This window comes from Achromobacter pestifer, assembly GCF_013267355.1.
Classification (GTDB): Bacteria; Pseudomonadota; Gammaproteobacteria; order Burkholderiales; family Burkholderiaceae_B; genus Achromobacter; species Achromobacter pestifer_A.
In genome coordinates, this window is sequence record NZ_CP053985.1 from 5,980,706 (window position 1) to 5,997,615 (window position 16,910).

Annotated in this window: 18 protein-coding genes; 7 read left to right on the forward strand and 11 right to left on the reverse strand. The window is 67.0% G+C overall.

Annotated elements, in window-relative coordinates:
* Positions 1-59 precede the first annotated feature (59 nt).
* Positions 60-1,664, forward strand: a complete 1,605-nt coding sequence (locus tag FOC84_RS28265; RefSeq protein WP_173148108.1) for an ABC-F family ATPase — start codon at positions 60-62, stop codon at positions 1,662-1,664.
* 65 nt (positions 1,665-1,729) lie between these two features.
* Here FOC84_RS28265 and FOC84_RS28270 read toward each other — a convergent pair whose 3' ends face one another.
* The 7 genes from FOC84_RS28270 to FOC84_RS28300 are packed head-to-tail and all read right to left on the reverse strand — an operon-like array spanning position 1,730 to position 7,609.
* Entirely contained in the window at positions 1,730-2,506 is a 777-nt protein-coding gene (locus FOC84_RS28270; RefSeq protein WP_173148110.1) for an SDR family NAD(P)-dependent oxidoreductase, read from the reverse strand.
* Between the two features lie 17 nt (positions 2,507-2,523).
* Positions 2,524-3,681, reverse strand: coding sequence for a thiolase (locus FOC84_RS28275; RefSeq protein ID WP_173148113.1), 1,158 nt, complete (start codon positions 3,679-3,681; stop codon positions 2,524-2,526).
* On the reverse strand, positions 3,678-4,073 hold the full coding sequence (locus tag FOC84_RS28280; RefSeq protein ID WP_173148115.1) for a Zn-ribbon domain-containing OB-fold protein: 396 nt from the start codon (positions 4,071-4,073) through the stop codon (positions 3,678-3,680). Before FOC84_RS28280 ends, FOC84_RS28275 begins: the two co-directional genes overlap by 4 nt.
* Positions 4,074-4,078: 5 nt before the next feature.
* Positions 4,079-4,861: an enoyl-CoA hydratase/isomerase family protein gene (locus FOC84_RS28285; RefSeq protein ID WP_173148117.1), complete on the reverse strand. Its 783-nt coding sequence runs from the start codon at positions 4,859-4,861 to the stop codon at positions 4,079-4,081.
* Positions 4,858-5,340, reverse strand: a complete 483-nt coding sequence (locus tag FOC84_RS28290) for a MaoC family dehydratase (RefSeq protein ID WP_173148119.1) — start codon at positions 5,338-5,340, stop codon at positions 4,858-4,860. Before FOC84_RS28290 ends, FOC84_RS28285 begins: the two co-directional genes overlap by 4 nt.
* Before the next feature lie 12 nt (positions 5,341-5,352).
* Positions 5,353-6,318 (reverse strand): Bug family tripartite tricarboxylate transporter substrate binding protein, encoded by a 966-nt coding sequence (locus FOC84_RS28295; protein ID WP_173148120.1) that lies wholly within the window; start codon positions 6,316-6,318, stop codon positions 5,353-5,355.
* 49 nt (positions 6,319-6,367) lie between these two features.
* Complete coding sequence (locus tag FOC84_RS28300; protein WP_173148121.1) at positions 6,368-7,609, reverse strand: CaiB/BaiF CoA transferase family protein; 1,242 nt, start codon at positions 7,607-7,609, stop codon at positions 6,368-6,370.
* A 275-nt stretch (positions 7,610-7,884) separates the two neighbouring features.
* Between FOC84_RS28300 and FOC84_RS28305 the strand changes: the two genes are divergently transcribed.
* From FOC84_RS28305 to FOC84_RS28325, 5 genes are all read left to right on the forward strand, one after another.
* A complete protein-coding gene (locus FOC84_RS28305; RefSeq protein WP_173148124.1) occupies positions 7,885-8,655 on the forward strand; it encodes an ABC transporter ATP-binding protein in 771 nt (256 codons plus the stop codon).
* A 70-nt stretch (positions 8,656-8,725) separates the two neighbouring features.
* Positions 8,726-9,724: an ABC transporter substrate-binding protein gene (locus FOC84_RS28310; protein WP_173148125.1), complete on the forward strand. Its 999-nt coding sequence runs from the start codon at positions 8,726-8,728 to the stop codon at positions 9,722-9,724.
* A complete protein-coding gene (locus FOC84_RS28315; RefSeq protein WP_054453964.1) occupies positions 9,721-10,494 on the forward strand; it encodes an ABC transporter permease in 774 nt (257 codons plus the stop codon). The genes FOC84_RS28310 and FOC84_RS28315 overlap by 4 nt, the downstream gene beginning before the upstream one ends.
* 18 nt (positions 10,495-10,512) lie before the next feature.
* The gene (locus FOC84_RS28320; protein WP_173148127.1) at positions 10,513-11,319 is read left to right on the forward strand and encodes a transporter substrate-binding domain-containing protein; all 807 of its coding nucleotides are present in this window, start codon (positions 10,513-10,515) and stop codon (positions 11,317-11,319) included.
* Between the two features lie 30 nt (positions 11,320-11,349).
* Positions 11,350-11,937 (forward strand): IMPACT family protein, encoded by a 588-nt coding sequence (locus FOC84_RS28325; protein WP_173148129.1) that lies wholly within the window; start codon positions 11,350-11,352, stop codon positions 11,935-11,937.
* 28 nt (positions 11,938-11,965) lie between these two features.
* Here the strand turns inward: FOC84_RS28325 and FOC84_RS28330 are convergent, their stop codons facing one another.
* The 3 genes from FOC84_RS28330 to FOC84_RS28340 form a co-directional block, all read right to left on the reverse strand.
* Positions 11,966-12,340, reverse strand: coding sequence for a thioredoxin family protein (locus FOC84_RS28330; RefSeq protein ID WP_013394055.1), 375 nt, complete (start codon positions 12,338-12,340; stop codon positions 11,966-11,968).
* 169 nt (positions 12,341-12,509) lie between these two features.
* Positions 12,510-13,514: an LLM class flavin-dependent oxidoreductase gene (locus FOC84_RS28335; protein WP_173148131.1), complete on the reverse strand. Its 1,005-nt coding sequence runs from the start codon at positions 13,512-13,514 to the stop codon at positions 12,510-12,512.
* Positions 13,515-13,722: 208 nt separating this feature from the next.
* On the reverse strand, positions 13,723-15,015 hold the full coding sequence (locus tag FOC84_RS28340; protein ID WP_173148134.1) for an NCS2 family permease: 1,293 nt from the start codon (positions 15,013-15,015) through the stop codon (positions 13,723-13,725).
* A 110-nt stretch (positions 15,016-15,125) separates the two neighbouring features.
* Between FOC84_RS28340 and tsaD the strand changes: the two genes are divergently transcribed.
* A complete protein-coding gene (gene tsaD, locus FOC84_RS28345) occupies positions 15,126-16,157 on the forward strand; it encodes a tRNA (adenosine(37)-N6)-threonylcarbamoyltransferase complex transferase subunit TsaD (protein WP_173148136.1) in 1,032 nt (343 codons plus the stop codon).
* Positions 16,158-16,206: 49 nt separating this feature from the next.
* Here tsaD and plsY read toward each other — a convergent pair whose 3' ends face one another.
* Positions 16,207-16,848: a glycerol-3-phosphate 1-O-acyltransferase PlsY gene (gene plsY / locus FOC84_RS28350; protein WP_173148138.1), complete on the reverse strand. Its 642-nt coding sequence runs from the start codon at positions 16,846-16,848 to the stop codon at positions 16,207-16,209.
* Positions 16,849-16,910: the final 62 nt, after the last annotated feature.

Here is a 16,910-nt window from a genome sequence, read left to right on the forward strand (position 1 = left end):
TGGTACACTACCGGGTTTCTCCGCATGCGTCCCCGGACGCCCAAAGACTCTAAAACACCGTGATATCCACCGCCAATCTCACCATCCAGTTCGGTCCCAAACCCCTTTTCGAGAACGTCAGCGTCAAGTTCGGGGAAGGCAACCGCTACGGGCTGATCGGGGCCAACGGTTCCGGCAAGTCGACCTTCATGAAGATCATCGGCGGCGACCTGGAATCCTCGGCGGGCAACGTGTCGCTGGAGCCGGGCGTGCGTCTGGGCAAACTGCGCCAGGACCAGTTCGCGTTCGAAGACCTGCGCGTGCTGGACGTGGTCATGATGGGCCACACCGAGATGTGGGCCGCCATGTCCGAGCGCGACGCCATCTACGCCAACCCGGAAGCGACCGAAGACGACTACATGCGCGCGGCCGACCTGGAAGCCAAGTTCGCCGAGTACGACGGCTACACCGCCGAAGCCCGCGCCGGCGAACTGCTGCTGGGCCTGGAAATCGCCGTCGACCTGCACAACCTGCCCATGCGCGAAGTAGCGCCGGGCTGGAAGCTGCGCGTGCTGCTGGCGCAGGCGCTGTTCTCGAATCCCGACGTCCTGCTGCTGGACGAGCCGACCAACAACCTGGACATCAACACCATCCGCTGGTTGGAAAACGTGCTCAACGGCTACCAGAGCACGATGATCATCATCAGCCACGACCGCCACTTCCTGAACCAGGTGTGCACGCACATGGCCGACGTGGACTACGGTGAAATCCGTATCTACGCTGGTAACTACGATGACTACATGCTGGCTTCGACGCAGGCGCGCGAGCGCCTGGTGTCCAACAATGCCAAGGCCAAGGAACGCGTCGCCGAACTGCAGGACTTCGTGCGCCGTTTCGCCGCCAACAAGTCCAAGTCGCGCCAAGCCACCTCGCGCCTGAAGCAGATCGACCGCATCAAGGCCGACCAGGTCGTGGTCAAGCCCTCGTCGCGCCAGAACCCGTATATCCGCTTCGAGCAGAACAAGGTCATGCACCGCCTGGCGGTCACCGTCGAGAACCTGTCCAAGGCCTACGACGCGCCCGTCATCCGCAAGTTCTCGGCCATGGTCGACGCGGGCGAAAAAATCGCCATCATCGGCGCCAACGGGGTCGGCAAGACCACGCTGCTGCGCCTCTTGGCCACCGACCTGCAACCGGATTCGGGCGACGTGAAATGGTCCGAGAACGCCGACCTGGGCTACATGGCCCAGGACGTGTCCGACCAGTTCCTGCAGACCGACATCAACCTGCTGGATTGGATGGGCGACCATCGCCAGCCGGGCGACGACGACCAGTCCATCCGCTCGGTGCTGGGCCGCCTGCTGTTCTCGGCGGACGACCTGCCCAAGGCGCCCAAGGTGCTGTCCGGCGGCGAAAAGAACCGCATGACCTTCGGCCGCCTGATGCTGGGCCGGCACAACGTCATGCTGCTCGACGAGCCGACCAACCACCTGGACATGGAATCGATCGAGTCGCTGCAATTCGCGCTGGAAAAATACGAAGGCACGCTGGTGTTCGTGTCGCACGACCGCGAGTTCGTGTCCGGCCTGGCCACGCGCGTGATCGAGATCCTGCCCTCGGGCGAGATCGTCGACTACCGCGGCGGCTACGACGACTACCTGACCTCGCGCGGCATCGACGGCTGAGGCCGCCGCGGGCCGCCGCCAGAAGCACCTGGCCGCGGCCTCGGATTTGCCTTACCGGATCTGCCTTACATGCCTATGGTCATGCCGCCATTGGCATAGAGATGCTGCCCCGTCATGTACGAGGCGGCATCCGACAGCAGGAAGCACACCGGCCACGCCACCTCCCCAGGCAGGCCGAAGCGGCCCAACGGGATCTGCGACAGATAGGTGTCGCGGAACTTATCCCCCCGTATGGTTTCCGTCATGGGCGTTTCCACCACGCCGAAGCCGATGGTGTTGACGCGTATCCCGTATTTACCCCATTCGCGCGCCGCGCTCATGGTCAGGCCCAGCACGCCGGACTTGGCGGCGGCGTAGTTGATCTGGCCTATGGTGCCGCGGCGGCCCGCGTCCGAGGTGATGTTGACGATGGAGCCGCCGGGCTTGCCAGTCTCGCGCGCCGCTGCCAGCATGTGGCGGCCGACGGCCTGCAGGAACTGGAAGGATCCGGTCAGGTGCACGTCGATCACCTTTTGCCAGGCTTCCTGGGTCATTTTTTCTATCATGGCGGTGCGCGTGATGCCTGCGTTGTTCACCAGGCCGTCGACCGTGCCGTAATGCTGGGCCGCGCGCTCGACGGCCGCGGCCGCGAATGCCGGGTCCGACACGTCGCCGGCCAGGGTCAGCAACTGGCCTTGCGGCGCCTCGCGCTCGAACGCGGCGAGCGCGTCGGCGTTCATGTCGACGGCGGTCACGCGGGCGCCCAATTGCATGGCCAGTTCGCTGATGGCGCGGCCTATGCCCTGGGCTGCGCCCGTCACGATGATGCTGCGTTGGTCGAGCAGAAAAGCAGTGTGGTTCATGGTTTTCCTTGTGGGGTTCAGAGCGTTTCGGCCGTGCCCAGGATCAGCGTGGCCTGGCTGGACAGCTCGCCGCCGTTGCCATGCGCCAGCGCCAGACTGGCGCCAGGCACCTGGCGCGCGCCGCCCAGGCCGGCCAGCTGCACGTAGGCTTCGACCATGGTGAACAGGCCGTACATGCCGGGATGCACGCAGGACAGGCCGCCGCCGTTGGTGTTGACGGGCAGCTCGCCGCCCGGTGCGATGCGGCCGTTTTCCACGAAGGCCGCGCCTTCGCCCTTGGCACAGAAACCCAGGTCCTCGAGGAACAGGATGGGGTTGATGGTGAAGGCGTCGTACAGCTCCAGCACGTCGATGTCCTGCGGACGCACGCCAGCCTGGGCAAAGGCGCGCGCGCCGCTGCGCACGGCCGCGGTTACCGTCAGGTCGGGCATGTTGGTGATCTCGCGATGGTCGGTGGCCGCGGCCGCGCCCAGCAGATAGGCGGGCCGCGCGCAGTGGTCGCGGGCCCGGTCGGCGCGGGTCATGACCACGGCAGCCGCGCCGTCGGTCACCAGGCAGCAGTCGCGCACGCTCAAGGGGTCGGCCACCAAGCGCGCCGACAGGTATTGCGTCATGTCCAAGGGTTCGCGCATGAAGGCTTCGGGATTGAGCATGGCCCATTGGCGGGCGGCGATGGCCACCGCGCCCAGCTGTTCGCGCTTCAGGCCATACTGGTGGGCGTAGCGTGAAGCCGCCAGCGCATACGCGCCCACCGGACGCGCCAGCCGGTAGGGCGCTTCGTTGGCGGCGGGACGCATGGAACTCACCAGTTTGCCCGCGCCGCTGCGCTGGTTGCTGCCGTAGGCGATCAGCGCCACGTCGCATTGCCCCGCTTCCAAGGCCAGCGCGGCCCACATGGCGTGCGTCAGGAAGGAGGATCCGCCGGTGCGGTTGTTCTCGGTCAGACGGGGCGAGATGCCCAGGTATTCGGCAAAGCCCAGGCCGGACATGAAGTCATCGGGCAGGCCGATGAAGAGGCCATCGACCTGGTCCGGGCGCAGCCCCGCCTTGTCCAGCGCCGCGAGGCTGGCGTGGACCGCAAGATCCATCGAACTCATGCCCGGGGTCTGGCCGATGCCATAGGTGGCGCCGGCGACGATGGCGGCCTTGCCGCGGGGGAAACGGTCCTGGCTCATGTCGGCTCCGCCATGGGTTCGAATACCAACACGCCGCGTCCGGCTTCCTGGATGACGCGGGCGCGCACCCTGGCGCCGATGCGGATATCGTGCGCGGGAAGTCCGTCCACGCGTGACATCAGGCGCGGTCCTTCGTCCAGGTCCACCAGCACCACGCCGTAGGGCGTTTCGGGCGGGCGCGGATGGATCACGGTGACGGCGTAGACGCGGCCCAATCCGGTGGGCGCGGCCCATTCCAGGTCGCGCGAGCCGCTGCGCGGCGCGGCCACGCGCGGATAGAAGAAGAATTCGCCGCTGCGGCGGTCGCGTTGCAGCATGAAGCGGCCTTGGTCCAGGTAGGCCTCGTAACGGGCCTGGGGGGCCGGTTCGGCCGCTTGGGTTTGCTCTGGCATGTCGTTCAATCCCATTTGTAGGCGGGAGGCAGCTTTTCCACGAAGCGCCGGGCGGCGTCGCGATGGAAGGCGCTGTCGCGGCAGATGGCCTGGGCCATGGCTTCCTGCGCGTAGATGTCCTCGCGGCTGGACTCGAAGGTCCGGTTCATGATCGATTTGGCCAAGCCCAGCGCCTGCGTCGGGGCGCTGTGAAAACGTTCGGCCATGGCCAGCGCCTGTTCCAGCGGATCGCCGTCGCAGAGCGCTTGCACCAGCCCCAGTTCCAGCGCTTCCTCGGCGTCGCAGACCCGGGCCGTGAACACCAGTTCCTTGGCGCGCGCCAGGCCGACGGCGCGCGGCAGCAGATACATGCCCAGCATGTCGGGCACATAGCCGATGCGGGCGAATACCGCGCAGAAGGTGGCGCCGCGCCGCGCGATGGCATAGTCAGCGCACAGCGCCAGCGACAGGCCGGCGCCGAAGGCGACGCCTTCCACCGCGCTGATGACCGGTTTTTCCAGGTCCACCAGCGCGTCGTACCAGCGGTGGATCTTGCGGATGCGCTCGCGCCCCTCGAAAGCGTCCAGGCCCTGGGCATGCGCCTGGGTGATGGACTTGATGTCGCCGCCGGCGCAGAAGTGTCCGCCGGATCCGGTCAAAACCACGGCCTTGATCCCGTCGTCTTCGCGCAGTTCCGGCAGGGCCAGCGCGAAGGCGTCGCGCATTTCCAGGCTGAGCGCGTTGCGCTGATCGGGCCGGTTCATGGCCAGCACGGCGGTGGCGCCGTGGCGGCTGATCTTCAGTGTCATGGTTGTTCCTTGTTGCCAGGGTGATAGGCGACTTGCGTGAGCCAGCGCGCGACCAGCGCGGGCCTTTCCTCGCCGTCGATATCGATGCGCACGTCCCAGGCCAGGCGCGCCTGGCCGTCCGGCAGCTCGTCTACAGAAGTCAGCGCAAACGCGCCGCGCACGCGTGCGCCAGCCTTGACCGCCTGAGTGAAGCGCACGCGGTCAAAGCCGTAGTTCACCGCCAGCCTGCGGTTGGGAAAGCGCATCGCCGACGCATACAGGCTGGGCAGCAGCGAGAGCGTCAGCAAGCCGTGGGCGATGGCCGCGCCGTAGGGCGATTCGGCCTGCGCGCGCTGCGGGTCCATGTGGATCCACTGCGTGTCGCCGGTGGCCAGGCCGAAGCGGTTGATGGTGTCCTGGTCCACGGTCTGCCAGGGAGTCAGCGCCGCAGGCTGACCGGAAAAGGCGCGCAGCGCCTCGATGGAGTCCAAGGTGATCATGGCGGGCTCCCTTTACTGGGCCTTCAGGCCCAGGTCGCGGGCGACCGGCAGCCAGCGGTCGCGCTCAGCTTGCACGAAGGCGGCGAACACCGGGGCGTCGCCTGGCATGGGTACCGCGCCGATCTGCGTGAGCTTGCGCTGCAGCTCCGGCTGCCGCAGCGCCTGGTTGACGTCGCGGTTCATGCTTTGGACGACGGCGGCCTGGGTGCCTGCGGGCGCCACCAGGCCGAACCAGGCGCTGGCGTCGATGCCGGCGTAGCCGAGTTCCGCCGCGGTGGGCACGTCGGGCAGGCCGGCGAAGCGCTTGTCGTCGAGCACGGCGAAGGGCCGGATCTTGCCGGCCTGCGCCTGCGTCATGCTGGAGGGCAGTGCGTCGAACATCAGGTCGGTGCTGCTGCCCATCAGGCCGACGATGGCGGGCGCGCTGCCTTGGTAGGGCACGTGGGTGACCTGGAAGCCCAGCTTGCTGACGGCGTATTCGCCGGCAAGATAGGTGATGTTGCCGGTGCCGGCCGAACCCATGGTCAGCTTGCCGGGGGATTGCTTGCCCAGGGCAATCAAGGCCTTGACGTCGCGCGCCGGCAGGTCATGGCGCACCACCAACAGCAGCGGCGACTTGGCCATGCCCGAGACCGGGACGAAGTCCTTGGCCGGGTCGTAAGTCATCTTCGCGTAAAGCGCCTGGTTCACTACCAGCGGGGCGTTGGAGCCGACGAAGAAGGTCTTGCCGTCAGGCTTGGCGCGGGCGACGTAATCGGCGGCGATCATGCCGGCCGCGCCAGGCTTGTTCTCCACGATGATGGTCGCGCCGCCGCCCTTGCTCATTTCTTGCGCCACCAGGCGCGCGATCTGGTCGGCGGCGCCGCCGGGCGGGTAGGGCACGATGAAGCGGACGGGTGCGTCCTGGGCCGATGCGGGGGCGGCCGCAAGGGCCGCCAGGGTCAGGGCGCCGCAGACCGCGGCGGTGATGATGCGCATGGTGGTGTCTCCTGGGTTGTTGTCATGGCCGCCTGCCCGGCGGTTGGGGTCAGATGATTCCGCGGCCTTTCAGCTCCGCGATGCGGGCCTGGTCCAGGCCTAGCCGCTCGCGCAGCACGTCGTCGGTGTGCTGGCCCAGGGTGGGCGCGGCGCGGTCGTAGCGCATGGGGGTGTCGCGCATGCGAATGGGGTTGGCCACGGCCGGCGTATCCACGCCCGAGGCATGGGGCAGCGACAGCTGCATGCCGCGATGGCGCACGTGCGGGTCCTGGAAGACCTGCTCGATGTTGTAGATGGGACCGCAGGGCACGTTGACCGCCTGCAGTATCGGCACCCATTCCTGCATGGTGCGCGCCAGCATGGCCTCGGCGATCGGGGGAATCAGCGTGTCGCGGTTCCGGTTGCGTCCGCCGGCCGTGGCATAGCGTTCGTCGGCGGCCAGGTCGGCGCGGCCGATGGCGCCGCAGAGCGCGCGGTACTGGCCGTCATTGCCGACGGCGACGATGACCGAGCCTTGCTTGCAGGCGAACACCTGGTACGGAACCATGTTGGAATGGGCATTGCCCATGCGCTGCGGCACCCGCCCGGACAGGAAGTAGTTGATGGCCTGATAGGACGAGATCGTGATCACGCAGTCCAGCAGAGACATGTCGATGTACTGCCCCACGCCGCTGACGCGGCGGTGCTCGACCGCGGCAAGAATGGCTGTGCTGGCATAGACGCCGGTCAGCAGGTCCGTGATCGCGATGCCGGATTTCATTGGCTCGCCGGCAGGGTCGCCGGTGATGCTCATCAGCCCGCCCATGCCCTGGAACACGAAGTCGTAGCCCGGCAGCGGCGCATAGGGCCCGTCCTGGCCAAAACCGGTGATCGAGCAATAGATCAGGCGCGGATTGACGGCGCGCAGGCTGTCGTAGTCCAGTCCGTAGCGCGCCAGCGTGCCGACCTTGTAGTTCTCGACCAGCACGTCGGAGTCCTTCGCCAGTTCCGCAATCAGCGCCTGGCCTTCGGCCGTGGCGATGTCCACCGTGATGGACCGCTTGCCGCGGTTGGCGCTCAGGAAGTAGGACGAATCCCGGGTCTCCGCGCCGTCGGCGCCGGTCAGGAAGGGAGGCCCCCAGCCGCGCGTATCGTCGCCATGCTCAGGACGCTCCACCTTGATGACGTCCGCGCCCATGTCGGCCAGCGTCTGCGTCGCCCATGGGCCGGCCAGCACGCGCGTCAGGTCCAGGATCTTCAGATGGGATAGCGCGCCGCGCGGTTGCGCGGCGGCGGTGTTGTCTCGCTCCATGTCGCTCCGATCGGGGTGGGCCCCGTTATGTCTGGGATCAACCTTAATGACGGGGAGGGGCGAGGGTCCAATATCGTTTTACGCGTTATCGATTCGAATTGAGTATTGGCGGTGGAATGTCGGGCGGCGTTCGGCGCCTGTAGCCAGTCCGGTAGCGCGTTGTTGATCCGTTCTTTATTACGAAAAGAAGTTAAGAAATTCAATATTGATAGTTTGGATTCATATAACGAATTGTTAGATTGGGGGCTCATTTTTGGCCCGCCACGATACGTTCCATGAATCTCACCTTCGATCACGTCCATAAACACTTCGGCGAACTGCCGGTGGTGGACGGCTTTACCAGCGAAATCAAGACCGGTGAACTGGTTGCCCTGGTGGGTCCGTCGGGTTGCGGCAAGTCCACCTTGCTGCATCTGGCGGCCGGCCTGGAGACACCCACCGAAGGCAGCGTGCTGGCCGACGGCAAGGCGGTCGCGGGTCCCCATCCGAGCCGCACGCTGGTGTTCCAGGAACATGCGCTGTATCCCTGGCTGACACTGGAAGACAACGTGGCGCTGGCGCTGGAATTCCAGAACACGCCCAAGTCCCGCGCCCGCGAAGCCGCGCGCACGTGGCTGGCGCGCGTCAGCCTGGCCGGCTTCGAACACTATTACCCCCATCAGGTTTCCGGCGGCATGCGGCAGCGCGCCGCGCTGGCGCGGGCTTTCATCGCCCAGCCGCAGACCATGCTGATGGACGAGCCTTTCGGCGCGCTGGACGCGCTGACCCGGCTGAGCCTGCAGGACGTGCTGCGCCAGCTCATCGCCCAGGAAAAGCCCACCGTGCTGCTGGTGACCCACGACGTGGACGAGGCCCTGTTCCTGGCCGACCGCATCATCGTCTTCAGCCCACGCCCGGCCCGGGTGCTGCGCGAATTCAACCTGGCGCACCGCGAAAAGACCCACGACCTGTCTGGCCTGGCTACCGAGAAGCGCGAGATCCTGCGCCTGCTCGGCATCGCGGTGGACGGCTCGGGCGAGCACGCCGACCTGGCCCTGGCGGCCTGATACCTGATCTGCATTTCCGCCGGCGGCGCCTGCGCGCCGGCCGGCCCTGCATACCCCTGGAGCACTTCCCATGAAATTGAAGCAATGGCTGTCCCTGCCGCTGGCCGCGGCGCTGCTGGCGGCGGCCCCCGCCATGGCCGCCGAGAAATTCCGCGTGGGCTATCTGCGCGTGATGGACGATGCGCAAGCCATCGTCGCGCAAGAGGGCGGCTACTACAAACAGGCCGGCCTGGATTCCGAGCTGATCGAGTTCAAGTCGGGCACCGACCTGATCAAGGCCATCGTCGGCGGCCAGTTGGACATCGGCGTGCTGGGCTTCACCAATGCCGTGGCCTGGGCCTCCAAGGGCGCGGACCTGAAAGTGGTGGGTGGCGCGCAGCAGGGCTACCACTCGCTGATCGTGCGCGACGACTCCGGCATCAAGGACATCGCCGGGCTGAAGGGCAAGACCCTGGCGTCCCAGGCCGAAGGCAGCACCGCCGACGTGGTCCTGAAGGGCGTGGTGCTCAAGCAGGGCAACCTGTCCGCCGATGACGTCAACGTCATGGGCGTGAGCCCGGCCGTGGCGGTCCAGTCGCTGGTGGGCAAGCGCGTGGACGCGGCCTTCCTGTTCGAACCCTACGACCGCATCGCGCAGTTGATCGCGCCGGTCAAGCAGATCTATGAAGTCGGCCAGGCCTGGCCGTTCCCGTGCATGGTGGTGATCACCTCCGGCGAAACGCTGGCCAAGCGCAAGGACGACGTATGGAAGGCGCTGGACGCGCAGAACCAGGCCATCCAGCTGCTGCAGAAAGAACCCGCGCAGGCCTCCAAGCTGATCGCGTCCTACTTCATCGCCGAGCCCACGCTCAAGACCCTGACCCGCGGCGAACTGCCGCGCGAGACGGTCATCGCCGAAGCCATCGGCACGCAGGTCTTCACGCCGAAGCTGACCGACAAGGACACGCGCCGCATGCAGGAAATCGCTGACATCCTGCAGGCCCAGGGTTCGCTGAAGACGCGCGACGGCAAGCCGTACGACGTGTCCAGCATCGTCGACCTGTCCTGGCAAGAGGCTCGCAAGCTTTGAGCGCATCTACCCGAGTCACCGGCGCCCGCAAGCATTTCGCGGGCGTTCTGGGCGTCCTGTTCATCCTGGCATTGTGGCAATTGGCGGCGTTCGCGCTGCCGGACTTCCTGATGCCGGGCGTGCCCGCCGTGGTCGAGCGGCTGGTCGAAGACCTGGGCAAACAATCGTTCCACCAGAGCCTCCTGGGCACGCTGGGGCGGCTGGGCGCGGGCTACGGCCTGGCGCTGGCGGCCGGCATAGGTTTCGGGCTGGTGGCGGCGGTGCTGTTCTTCTTTCGCGAAGTGCTGCGCAGCGCCATCGTCATCCTGCAGTCGATTCCGTCGATCGCCTGGGTGCCGCTGTTCCTGATCGTCATGGGCTTCGGCAATACGCCCATCATCGTGGTGGTGGCGCTGTCGGCCTTTTTCCCGGCCGCGCTCAGCGTCATGAACGCCACCGAATCCGTGCAGCGCGTGCACGTGTCGGCGGCGCGCGTCATGGGCGCCACGCGCTGGGGTCTGGTCAAGCGGGTCTACCTGCCGGCCGTCATGCCCGAACTGATCACTGGCGCGCAGCTCGCGTTCGGCAATGCCTGGCGCGCGCTGATCTCGGCGGAAATGCTGATCGGCTTCGGCAAGGGCCTGGGCCGTTCGCTGGCCTATTCGGGCGAGATCGCCGACATGACCGGTGTCATGACCAACATCCTGGTCATCGCCGTGCTGGCCGCGCTGATCGACCAGTTCGTGCTTGAAAACCTCAAGCACCGCCTGCTGCGCTACCAGTACGTCTGAGGGTTACCGGAGTCCCGCATGATCGGCCGCATCCGTCTTTTCGTCCTTGGCGCCTGCCTGGCGGCATCCGGCCATGCGCAGGCGCAGCCGGACGCCTTTGCGGCGGCGCGGGCGCGCGGCGAACTGGTGGTGGGCGTGCCTTACCTGGCGCCGCCGCCCGCGGCCGGCGCCAAGATCCGCACGCCGGACGGCTTGGATGCAGGGATGAGCGACAGGCTGGGGCAGAGCCTCGGCTTGCCGGTGCGCTTGCGGCAAGTCGCGCCGGAGCAGGCCGCCGCCGCGCTGGCGGCTGGCGAGGTCGACCTGGTTTTGGCCGAGGGCGCCGCCGGCCAGCCGGATACCGTGGCGGCGCAAGTCACGGGCTATGCCGCGCGCCCCAAGGCCGTGATCCGCAGCGACACGAGCCTGCGCCGGCCCGCCGACGTGCGCGGCCGCAGCGTTTGCATGGCCGAGGCCGCGACCGCCTCCAAGGCGTGGGCCGAAAGCTGGGGCGCGGTGGTGCGCACGTATCGCGTGCCGTCCGACGCGCTGGTCGCCGTGCGCGAGGGCAGCTGCGACATCGGGCTGGTCGACGACGCTGTGTGGGAACCGCTGGTGCGTTTCCCGGAATGGAAGAAATTCTCTTCGACGCTGACGGCGGATGGGGCCAGGCGCGAGCGCGTCTGGCTGGTGCCGGCGTCCGACTCCGCCAGCCGCAACTGGCTGGGCCAGGAAATGCGCGCCTGGGATCGGGCGGGCGCCTGGAAGGCCATGACGGCGAAGTGGGCGCGCGACGTGGCCTTCGACGTGTACCTCGACCAGGAAGTACCCGACTGCCACGGCTAGGGGGGGGCGCCGGCACATACAATGCCGGTCATGACGCACACGCTGACCGCCCCTTGCACCTACCAGGAAGACATCAAGAAAAGCCGCTTCGTCGCGTATGCGGCGCCCGTGTCCGGCGTCGATGAAGCCATGCGTTTCTTTGCCCAGCACAGCGACGCGGAAGCGACCCATAACTGCTGGGCCTACCGCATCGGTCAGGAGTACCGCTTCAATGACGACGGCGAACCCGGCGGCACGGCGGGCCGTCCCATGCTCCAGGCCATCGAGGGCCAGGACATGGACCGTGTCGCGGTGCTGGTGGTGCGCTGGTACGGGGGCATCAAGCTCGGCGCAGGCGGACTGGTGCGCGCCTACGGGGGCTGTGCGGCCAATTGCCTGCGGCTGGGGGAGCGGACCGAGATCGTGGATCTGGCAACCATCGCCTGTGCTTGCGGCTTTGGCGAACTGGCGTTGCTGAAGTCGCGCCTGGCTCAAGCAGGCGCGGCGATCCTGCAGGAAGATTTCAATGAAGAAGGGGTGGCGCTACGGTTCACGGTGCCGCGCGCGGCGGTGGCGGACCTGGAAGTGACCGTTGCCAACATCACCCGCGGCCGCGCCGCCTGGGAAACCGAATCCTGACCCCAGGGCCGCGCGGCCAGCAAGCTGCTCAGGCGTCCTGCCCGTTCTGGGCGGCCGCGATCTCCTGGTGGACCTTTTCCATGTCCACTTCCTTGATCTTGGCGAGCAGCTCGTTGAGCTGTCCGCCGGACAGGGCGCCCGGTTGCGAGAACAGCAGGACCTTTTCGCGGAAGACCATCAGGGTCGGGATGGAGCGGATGCCCAGCGCGCCGGCCAGTTCCTGTTCCACATCGGTATTGACCTTGGCGAACGTGACGTCGGGATGCTCGGTCGCGGCCTGTTCGAATACCGGCGCGAAACCGCGGCAGGGGCCGCACCAGGGCGCCCAGAAATCGACGATCAGCGTACCGTCGGGGGTGATGGCTTCCTGGAAGCTGTCTTTGGTGAGTTCAACAATACTCATTTTGAATCCTTGCCGCGCGAGCGGCGTAAAAAGCGGTGTCAGAGGCCCGGGGTATGCCCGTCCCGGACCTGATGGGGCGTTGCGGCGGCGTTCGGTGCTTTAAGAACGATAGTAGAGCGGGTCATGGCCGCGTCGCAATGGTTGGCGCCTGGGGCGCGGGCTGCGGCGCTCAGGCCGCGGCGCCGTTTTTCAACGACGCGACGATCTCGAAGGAGCGCAGGCGGTCGGCGATATCGTAGAAATCCGAGACGATCATGACTTCGTCGGCCTCGGTTTCGGCGACCAGCGCTTCCAGTTCGCGCCGGACGGTATCCGGGCCACCGACGATCGCGGCGCCCAGTCTTTGATGGACCGCCTCGCGTTCCCATTCGTTCCACTGGCCGTCCATGCTGTCCATGGGCGGCTGCAGCTGCAGGCGGTTGCCGCGCACCAGCGACAGGAACTTCAGCTGCTGGGTGGTGGCCTGGCGTCTTGCGATTTCATCGGTTTCCGCGGCCACGACCGGCACGCCTATCATGGCGTAGGGCCGCGCCAGCGTTGCCGACGGCTTGAACAAATGGCGGTACAGGCGCATGGCCGCCATGCCCTCGGGCGAAAAATGGCCCGCGAAGGAGAACGGCAGGCCCAGCTCCGCGGCGAGCCGCGCGCTGAAATCGCTGGAACCCAGCAGCCAGATCGGAATGTCCAGGCCTTCGCCGGGAATCGCGCGCACCGGCTGGCCGGGACGCGAAGGCGCCAGGAAGCCGCGCAATTCTTCGACCAGCGCCGGGAACTCCAAGCCGCTGCGCGGTCCGCGGCGCAATGCATGCTGCGTGGCGCCGTCGCTGCCGGGCGCGCGGCCCAAGCCCAGGTCGATGCGGCCGGGGTAGAGGGTTTCCAGCGTGCCGAACTGTTCGGCGATGATCAGCGGCGCGTGGTTGGGCAGCATGATGCCGCCCGATCCCACGCGCAGCGTGCGGGTGTGCGAGGCCACGTGGCCGATCAGCACCGCGGTGGCGCTGCTGGCCACGCCGTTGATGTTGTGGTGCTCCGCCAGCCAGAAGCGCTTGTAGCCCAGGCGTTCCACGTGCTGCGCGACCGCGACCGTGTTGCGGAAGGCGTCAGCCGCGTCGCGGCCCTGCACAATCGGGGCCAGGTCCAGTACGGAAAAGGGAATGCGGGCCAGGCTGCTCATGCGGAAACCTCCGTGTACACGGTGGAACAGGACAGCGGGGCGGAAACAAAGCGGGTAAGGCGCAAGGCGGACTCCATATGCCGTTATACATGGGGAGTGTATCGGCGAAATCAAGCGGACCCGCCAGCAACCTTATGGTGCGGCGGGTTGATTGATTTCCGCTATTGCCGCGATTGGCCCGCCCTGCCGGCCGGCATTGCGGCCGGGCCTAGCCCGGGAAGAAGGCGTAGCGGATCACGAACAGCGCCGCCACCAGCCAGGTGGCGGGATGCACGTCGCGGATTTTGCCCGTGGCCGTCTTCAGCACCACGTAGCTGATGAAGCCGAAGGCGATGCCGTTGGCGATCGAGTACGTGAACGGCATGACCAGCGCGGTCAGCGCGGCCGGCGTGGCTTCGCAGACGTCGTTCCAGTCGATGTCGATGAGTTCGCGCATCATCAGGCCGGCCACGTAAAGCAGGGCGGGCGCGGTGGCGTAGGCGGGCACGGCGCCGGCCAGCGGCGAGATGAACAGCGCCGCCAGGAACAGCACTGCCACGACCAGCGCGGTCATGCCGGTACGGCCGCCAGCCTGCACGCCCGAGGCGCTTTCGACGTAGGCGGTGGTGCTGCTGGTGCCCAGCATCGAGCCGGCCACGATGGCGCTGCTGTCGGCAAAGAGCGCGCGGCCCAGGCGGTTGGGCCGGTTCTCGGGCATCAGCCCCGCGCGCTTGGCCACGCCCACCAGCGTGCCGGTGGCGTCGAACACTTCGACCAGCACGAACACCAGGATCACATGTACGAAGCCGCTATGCAGCGCGCCCAGGATGTCCAGCTTCATGAGAGTGGGGGCCAGGCTGGGCGGGGCGGCGAAGATGCCCTTGAATTCGTTGTAGCCCAGCGCCATCGACGCCACGGTGACCACCAGGATGCCGATCAGGATGGCGCCGCGCACGCGCAGCGCATCCAGCGCGGCGATGATGAAAAAGCCCAGGATGGCGAACAGCGGGCCGGGCTGGGTCAGGTCGCCCAGCGTGACCTTGGTGGCCGGATGCGCGACCACGATATTGGCGCTGGATAGCGCGATAATGGCAAGGAACAGCCCGATGCCGGCGGCGATGGCGCTGCGCAGCGAATGCGGAATGCCCTTGACCAGCCAGACCCGGATGCCCGAGATCGTCAGGAACAGGAAGATCACGCCCGAGATGAACACCGCGCCCAGCGCCTGCTCCCAGGTGTAGCCCATGGTCTTGACCACGGTGAATGCGAAGAAGGCGTTCAGGCCCATGCCCGGCGCCATGCCGATCGGCCAGTTGGCGATCAGCGCCATCACCAGCGAGCCCAGCGCGGCGGCCAGGCAGGTGGCGACGAACACGGCATCGCGGTCCATGCCCGTCGACGACAGGATGTCCGGATTGACGAAGATGATGTACGACATCGTCAGGAAAGTCGTCAGGCCGGCGACCAGTTCCGTGCGTGCTGTCGTGCCGTGTTCACGCAGCTTGAATAGCTTCTCGAGCATTCGAGTCCCCAATGTGTTTGCAGGATTGCGGGTTGTTGTGGGCGGGCTGGGTTGCCCGCCGGTTTTTCATGAAAGGGCGTATTTTCGCATCAGTTGTAAACTCTGCCGCCATGATTATTCTCGGCTTTGAAAGCTCCTGCGACGAAACCGGCGTCGCAGCCGTCTGTACCGAACGGGGCCTGCTGGCGCACGCGCTGCATACCCAGATCGCCATGCACCAGGAATACGGGGGCGTGGTGCCGGAACTCGCCTCGCGCGACCATATCCGCCGGGTCGTGCCGCTGACGCGCCAGGTCCTCGAGGACGCGGGCCTGCAGATGTCGGATATCGGCGCGGTGGCCTATACGGCCGGGCCTGGCCTGGCCGGCGCCTTGCTGGTGGGCGCCAGCGTCGCGCAGTCGTTCGCATGGTCGCGCCATCTGCCCGCCATCGGCATCCATCACCTGGAAGGCCATCTGCTGTCGCCGATGCTGGCGGATCCGCGGCCGGACTTTCCCTTCGTGGCGCTGCTGGTGTCAGGCGGCCACACGCAGCTGATGCGCGTGGACGGCGTGGGCCGCTATGAATTGCTGGGCGAAACGCTGGACGACGCGGCGGGCGAGGCCTTCGACAAGTCGGCCAAGCTGATGGGACTGGGCTATCCGGGCGGACCGGCGCTGTCCAGGCTGGCCGGCAGCGGCGATCCCACGCGCTTTGAGCTGCCGCGGCCCATGCTGCACAGCGGCGACCTGGATTTCAGCTTCAGCGGCCTGAAGACGGCCGTGCTGACCCGGGTCAAGGCCGCCGAGGCCGCGGGTGGACTGGACGAACAGGCCCGCGCCGACCTGGCCGCGGCCACGCAGGCCGCCATCGTGGATGTGCTGGCGGCCAAGGCCATCAAGGCCCTGAAGCAGACCGGCCTGAAGCGCCTGGTGGTGGCGGGCGGCGTCGGCGCCAACCAGCTACTGCGCGCCAAGCTGGACGCCGCGCTCAAGCCGCTGAAGGCGCGGGCCTATTTCCCGCCGCTGGAGCTCTGCACCGACAATGGGGCCATGATCGCCTTTGCCGCCGCCGAGCGGGTCAAGGCTGGCTTGGCGACCCTGGACCCGGACGCGCATGGCTTCACCGTGAAGCCGCGCTGGGACCTGGCCGACATCGCCTGAAACGAAAAGGGCGGCCTTCGGGCCGCCCTATATTGCACGCGTCTTGCACCTATTTTTTCTTGCCGCCGCCGATGCGGCTTTCCGTGCCCTGGACCAGGCGCGTGATGTTGGCGCGGTGACGATAGAACAGCAGCACGCCGATGACCGCCAGCGCAACGCCCATGGGCGGCTGCGCATACCAGGCCAGGCCGGAGCCGAATACGTAATAGACGGGGGCGAAAAAGGCCGCCACCAGCGAAGCCAGGGACGAATAGCGGAAGAACACGGCGACAATCAGCCAGGTGGCCGCCGTGGCGACCGCCAGCCAGGGCTGGATCGCCACCAGCACGCCCAGGGCGGTGGCCACGCCCTTGCCGCCCTTGAAGCCCAGGAAGATGGGGTACAGATGGCCGACGAAAGCGGCCAGCGCCACCAGCGCCAGCGCGATGGGAGAAATTCCCGGGGCCAGCTTCTCGGCCAGCCAGATCGCGAACCATCCCTTGGCGGCATCGCCCAGCAGCGTCAGCGCGGCAGCCGTCTTGTTCCCGGTGCGCAGCACGTTGGTGGCGCCCGGGTTTTTGGAGCCGTAGCTGCGGGGATCCTGCAGGCCCATGAGTTTGCTGACCACCACGGCGAACGGCACGGAGCCGATCAGGTAGGCCAGCAGGATGAGCGCAGCGCTGAACGCCAGGGAGGGGTCGTTTATCGCCATGTGAAAGGGGTCCGTTGTTGTTGTGTTATTGCCGTAATGGCTGCGGATTCTACCGCGCCCGG

Excerpts from the sequence above, each read along its gene's own strand:
- FOC84_RS28325 (WP_173148129.1), top strand. The coding sequence starts at position 11,350 with ATGACGCACACGCTGACCGCCCCTTGCACCTACCAGGAAGACATCAAG.
- FOC84_RS28330 (WP_013394055.1), bottom strand. The coding sequence starts at position 12,340 with ATGAGTATTGTTGAACTCACCAAAGACAGCTTCCAGGAAGCCATCACC.
- FOC84_RS28320 (WP_173148127.1), top strand. The coding sequence starts at position 10,513 with ATGATCGGCCGCATCCGTCTTTTCGTCCTTGGCGCCTGCCTGGCGGCA.
- FOC84_RS28295 (WP_173148120.1), bottom strand. The coding sequence starts at position 6,318 with ATGCGCATCATCACCGCCGCGGTCTGCGGCGCCCTGACCCTGGCGGCC.
- FOC84_RS28275 (WP_173148113.1), bottom strand. The coding sequence starts at position 3,681 with ATGAGCCAGGACCGTTTCCCCCGCGGCAAGGCCGCCATCGTCGCCGGC.
- FOC84_RS28340 (WP_173148134.1), bottom strand. The coding sequence starts at position 15,015 with ATGCTCGAGAAGCTATTCAAGCTGCGTGAACACGGCACGACAGCACGC.
- FOC84_RS28290 (WP_173148119.1), bottom strand. The coding sequence starts at position 5,340 with ATGATCACCTTGGACTCCATCGAGGCGCTGCGCGCCTTTTCCGGTCAG.
- FOC84_RS28270 (WP_173148110.1), bottom strand. The coding sequence starts at position 2,506 with ATGAACCACACTGCTTTTCTGCTCGACCAACGCAGCATCATCGTGACG.
- FOC84_RS28335 (WP_173148131.1), bottom strand. The coding sequence starts at position 13,514 with ATGAGCAGCCTGGCCCGCATTCCCTTTTCCGTACTGGACCTGGCCCCG.
- FOC84_RS28280 (WP_173148115.1), bottom strand. The coding sequence starts at position 4,073 with ATGCCAGAGCAAACCCAAGCGGCCGAACCGGCCCCCCAGGCCCGTTAC.
- plsY (WP_173148138.1), bottom strand. The coding sequence starts at position 16,848 with ATGGCGATAAACGACCCCTCCCTGGCGTTCAGCGCTGCGCTCATCCTG.
- FOC84_RS28300 (WP_173148121.1), bottom strand. The coding sequence starts at position 7,609 with ATGGAGCGAGACAACACCGCCGCCGCGCAACCGCGCGGCGCGCTATCC.
- FOC84_RS28305 (WP_173148124.1), top strand. The coding sequence starts at position 7,885 with ATGAATCTCACCTTCGATCACGTCCATAAACACTTCGGCGAACTGCCG.
- FOC84_RS28285 (WP_173148117.1), bottom strand. The coding sequence starts at position 4,861 with ATGACACTGAAGATCAGCCGCCACGGCGCCACCGCCGTGCTGGCCATG.
- tsaD (WP_173148136.1), top strand. The coding sequence starts at position 15,126 with ATGATTATTCTCGGCTTTGAAAGCTCCTGCGACGAAACCGGCGTCGCA.
- FOC84_RS28310 (WP_173148125.1), top strand. The coding sequence starts at position 8,726 with ATGAAATTGAAGCAATGGCTGTCCCTGCCGCTGGCCGCGGCGCTGCTG.